Consider the following 4326-nt stretch of genomic DNA (forward strand, 5'->3'; position numbering starts at 1 on the left):
CCTCACCGAGGGACGCGATGGCAATTCCGTCCAGGATGTCGTAGCGGTCATTGAACAGCACCTCGGTCACACTTACGAGCGCGGCGTCGAGTTCGTCCTGTTGCAGCAACTCGGCGAGTTTCGACGGTGTCACAAAAACGACCTGCTCCTCGAGTCCGCGGGTGAGCGGCACGGCGTTGAGGTACGGCACGGAACCGACACGAAACGGCGCCAGAGATTCGCTGAGATTGTCCTCGCGTTGCAACTGCGCGGCGCGCTGCTCCCGCTCGAAGCGATGTGCCAGTTCCTCCGGTGAATCGGCCGGCGCCATGCGCAGTCTGGGTGTCTCGTCTGTCATGCGTGCAAACTCTACTGCAATGACCCGGGGCCGCAAAGCTGCAATGACATGCCGAATACGACCCGCGCGGCGTTGACATAAGCCTCACGTGGAACAAAACTCCGGTCAGCCGCCGTCCTCATGAAATCAGTCGTCTTCGCCATTCTTGCTCTGGCCTGTGCCGTTGCGCGCGGGGCGGACAAGACCAATGCGCCGCCATTTGAAATTCGCGGGACACTCCCGTGGCACAATTTTCTTTCCGGTCCGACGGCCTGGAACGAATCGGACTATCGCGCGTATCTTGATCTGCTCGCCACCAACGGACTGAACTTCGTCGGCTTTCACTGCTACACGGGCGGTGGCGAGCGATACGTTTCATACGTCGAACCCATCATCCGCGTGCAGTATCGCGACGTGCTGCCCGAAGCGGCCTTCGACACTTCGCTGACTTCGCGCTGGGGCTACCGGCCACTGGCCGTAAAGGACTTCGTGTTTGGCACGGACAAACCCTTCAAACTGCCGGCCGGCGCGGAGGCGTTCGGCGCGGACAATGCCGTCACCGCGCACACCAAGGAAGAACGCTATCGCAATGCTCACGACCTGATGCGGAAGGTGATTGCGATGGCCCATGCGCGCGGCATCCAGGTGGCCATCGGCTTTGAATTCGGAGTCCATCCGCCCGAACTCGCCTCGGTCGTTCCGTCTGATTCGCGCATTCCCGGCGCATTGATCCCCGATCCGACGCACCCGGCGAACATTGAAATCCTTCACTCCGAGCTTGACGACATTCTGCATGAATATCCCGGCGTGGATTGGATATGGCTCTGGTTGCACGAACATTCGATGTATGTCGCACCTCCTTCACTCAACGGACGATTCGCGGAATTCGTCCAGCAGGAGAGAACCAATTTCGACTATGTCACGAATTGGAAGGATGCGTTCATCGGCCTCTGGTCCCTGGTGCAAATCCGGCAGGCACACGATTATCTTGCAGTTCACTCGCCGCGGACACGGCTGGTCATTGGCGGTTGGGGAGGAAATCTTCAATTGCCCCCCATCCTGCGGGGACTGGACCGCGCCCTGCCCACAAACATCGTGTTCAGTTGCCTGAATCCGAACATGGGCAGAGAGGGCAACGAGTCCGCCCTCGCGGAGATTGCTTCGCATCGTCCGGTTTGGGCGATTCCCTGGTTCGAAGGGGATTCCGCGCTGTGGCATCTGCAATTGCGCGCCGCCTCGGTGAGCGCGCAGGTCAAAGCAGCTTACAAGGACAAATTTGCCGGCATTGTTGGCATCCACTGGCGCACCGAGGAAATCCTGCCGAATCTCGAAGCTTTTGCCATCACCGCGCGCGATCCCGAACATGCTCCGTCCGCCGAGGAACTTTACCGGCTGCATTGCGTCCGGCGGTACGGAGAGGCTTCCGGGGAAGTTGCCCCATTGCTGCTGCGTTTGGAGCAGGACGGTCAGCTCGGAAACGTCCGCTCTGCGGAATATTATCCGTACGATCCCGGCTGGGGTCGCGTGTCACCAGAACTGACGGAGAAACTGACGAACGCGATTGATCTCGTCCAACGGCTGGAGAGTTCTCTTCCGGCAACATCCCCGCATCGCACGAACCTCGATTGGCTGGCGGACAATTTTCGGTTCACCCTCTTACTTGACACAGTGGGCCGCAAAATGGAGTCCGCTTACGTTTTGAAATACAAATCGTTCCTCGGTACGACGCATGCCGGCGCACTGAAGACGGACGCACGAGCCGCCCGGAAGCAACTGGATGCCGCTCCAATGAAGGAGCTCTTCCAAACGTTTGCGCGGCGCGTCCGCTCACGCGGCGAACTGGGCGAACTCAGCTCACTCAACCAGAAAGTCTGGACGGAGTTTCGCGAGCTGGACCAATTCCTGACCGCCGCGGGTGCGCCGGCGAAATGATTCGATCTGCTTGGCGCTGATCACGCCGACCACGCTGACCAGTGGCGTCAGAGTTGCGACGGGAATTTGCGGACGCGACACCCTCCCGATGGCGCAAGAAATACGTGAATCACGGCTCTCGTTTGGGCGCGACCTTCTCGATGGCGATGCGGCCGCTGTAAAAATCATCGAACAACGCGTAAGCCTCGGGATCGTATTTCTTGAGACCATCGGGTCCGTTCCCGGGTTTGGGGCCGGTCATGTGCAAATCGCCGTGCGTCCCGAAATACCACATCGTCAGTTCGGCGAAGAATTCATCGGTGTTCGATCCGGCGTAGGAATCTCTCCAGCGCCCGGCGGCGAGCGAACGTCTGAACTGTTCGTCGAACCGCGCTCGCACCGACCGCTGAATGCCGTGATTGCGGATGTTGTGCGAGAATTCGTGGAGACAGATGTCGCGTCCGCGATAACGGTCCTTCTCCAGTTGCAGCAGGTTCTCCTCGCCGCACGAAGTCAGCAAGCCGCCCATGCCTCGCGTGCGCTCGTCGCGTGTCAGGCCGTGATATTCCGCCAGCGGCTTGCCCTTGTCGTGCCGCCACTCCGGCAAATCCGTCGTGACCTGGTCGCGTCCGATGATGTGCAACTCCGCGCCCGCGGCAGTCAGATTGGAAACCGCCATCGGCAGATGCGCGAGCAGCCGGCTCAACCGATCGTAAGCCGCGAACAACGCTTCGTCCGCCACCACCTGATGCGCCTTGATGGGAATGCCGTTAAAATCGAGCTGCTTGGAAAAGAAATCCTGCGCCGGCGGGTTGAGGAGGACGATCGCAGGCCGGGCGTTTGTGCCGCTGTCGGCCAGGAGATTTGGGTTCAACCCACCAACCAGGGTCAAAATGACGAACGCGATGACAATGAAACTTGAGAAGCGAGCTGCGTGCGATGTGTCGGACATGGGCGAATGTTTTAACGCAAAGCCGCGAACGTGCAAAGACACAAAGAAAAATCCCAAAAGGATTTCATTTCCAAGCGTCTCGTCCCAACCGCAAACGCGGTTGCATCACTCAGCCCAGCGTTGCGAGGAACGAGCTACGCTGGGTGACGATTCAAAAAACGTAAACAACCCTGAAAGGGTTGAATCAATGCTCGGTGGGATGTTGATGCAACCCTTTCAGGGTTGGATTTCTTTTGGTTTGTTGACCCAAGGTAGCTCCTGCCTCGCAACCATGGGCTTAGTGAGTTGAATCCCGGTGGGATTCAATTGTAGCGGCGCTCTATGAGAGCCGATGGAGGTCGCCCGCAAAACCCGGCGGTCTCTGACCAAACTTCTTCAACACGCGCGGGAAACTTCGAAAGCTTTCGGGGTTGGGATTTTCTCTCGACGCCGGACACCCGGCTGAAGCCGGGGGCTAATGAGAATCAATCTGACGAAGCTACGGGGCGATCTCTTTTAGGAGTTCTTTTCCCATCTGCTCAGAGTCGATATTGAAATGTTTGAAGATTTGAGCCGCCACGCCTTCGCTCTCGGATAATAATCCAAGCAGGAGGTGTTCAGTTCCGACGTAAGTGTGATCGAGTGCCTTGGCCTGCTTCCTTGCCTCTTGAAGAACCTTTTTCATTCGAGGCGTGAATGGGAGAAAGCCGAGTTTTAGCTGTTCAGGTCCGATCCCGAACCGCTTTTCAACTTCCCTGCGGGCGGCTTCGAGATTGAGTCCCAAGTCTTTTAGCACTTTGACTGCAACACCTTCATCTTTTAGTCCGACCAAGCCAACCAAAACATGTTCTGTCCCGATAAAATTATGATTCAACCGTTCAGCCTCCTTGAATGCCAAATTGAGTGCGCGACGCGCGCGCGGCGTGAATTTTTTTGCAAACTCCTCTGCGGCTGCTTTTCTGGCAGCGTCCCTCGTCTTCCATTTCGTGAGAATTTCTTGGGCAGAATCAAACCAATCCATAACTTCGTGTGTTCAATTGTTCACGCCGTCGCCAGATTGTCTTCCAGCATTTTGGATTTTCCAGACGGCGGTTCAGCTTCATTCGCTGATGGTGCAGCGTCCGCAAGGACCTTGATCGGTTCGTAGAACGTATTTCGTTGCACCGGC

The 4326-nt window shown here is 57.5% G+C and carries 4 protein-coding genes; 1 reads left to right on the top strand and 3 read right to left on the bottom strand.

Going from position 1 to position 4326, the window contains the following annotated elements; genetic code table 11:
• Nucleotides 1-337, bottom strand: a 337-nt coding sequence (locus VN887_01590) for an MqnA/MqnD/SBP family protein (GenBank protein ID HXT38694.1), incomplete at its 3' end; no start/stop codon positions are given.
• A 120-nt stretch (nucleotides 338-457) separates the two neighbouring features.
• On the opposite strand from VN887_01590, the gene VN887_01595 reads away from it, so the two are divergent.
• Nucleotides 458-2248 (top strand): hypothetical protein, encoded by a 1791-nt coding sequence (locus tag VN887_01595; protein ID HXT38695.1) that lies wholly within the window; start codon nucleotides 458-460, stop codon nucleotides 2246-2248.
• A 109-nt stretch (nucleotides 2249-2357) separates the two neighbouring features.
• On the opposite strand, the gene VN887_01600 is transcribed toward VN887_01595, so the two are convergent.
• Nucleotides 2358-3179, bottom strand: coding sequence for a hypothetical protein (locus VN887_01600; GenBank protein ID HXT38696.1), 822 nt, complete (start codon nucleotides 3177-3179; stop codon nucleotides 2358-2360).
• 478 nt (nucleotides 3180-3657) lie between these two features.
• Nucleotides 3658-4179 carry a Clp protease N-terminal domain-containing protein gene (locus tag VN887_01605; GenBank protein HXT38697.1) on the bottom strand — a complete coding sequence of 174 codons (522 nt, stop codon included), beginning with the start codon at nucleotides 4177-4179 and terminating at the stop codon, nucleotides 3658-3660.
• Between the last annotated feature and the right edge of the window lie 147 nt (nucleotides 4180-4326).

It is taken from the genome of Candidatus Angelobacter sp. (genome assembly GCA_035607015.1).
GTDB lineage: Bacteria > Verrucomicrobiota > Verrucomicrobiia > Limisphaerales > AV2 > AV2.

What these genes read in the sequence shown, in the direction of transcription:
- VN887_01595 (HXT38695.1), top strand. Translation starts at nt 458, where the DNA reads ATGAAATCAGTCGTCTTCGCCATTCTTGCTCTGGCCTGTGCCGTTGCG.
- VN887_01600 (HXT38696.1), bottom strand. Translation starts at nt 3,179, where the DNA reads ATGTCCGACACATCGCACGCAGCTCGCTTCTCAAGTTTCATTGTCATC.
- VN887_01605 (HXT38697.1), bottom strand. Translation starts at nt 4,179, where the DNA reads ATGGATTGGTTTGATTCTGCCCAAGAAATTCTCACGAAATGGAAGACG.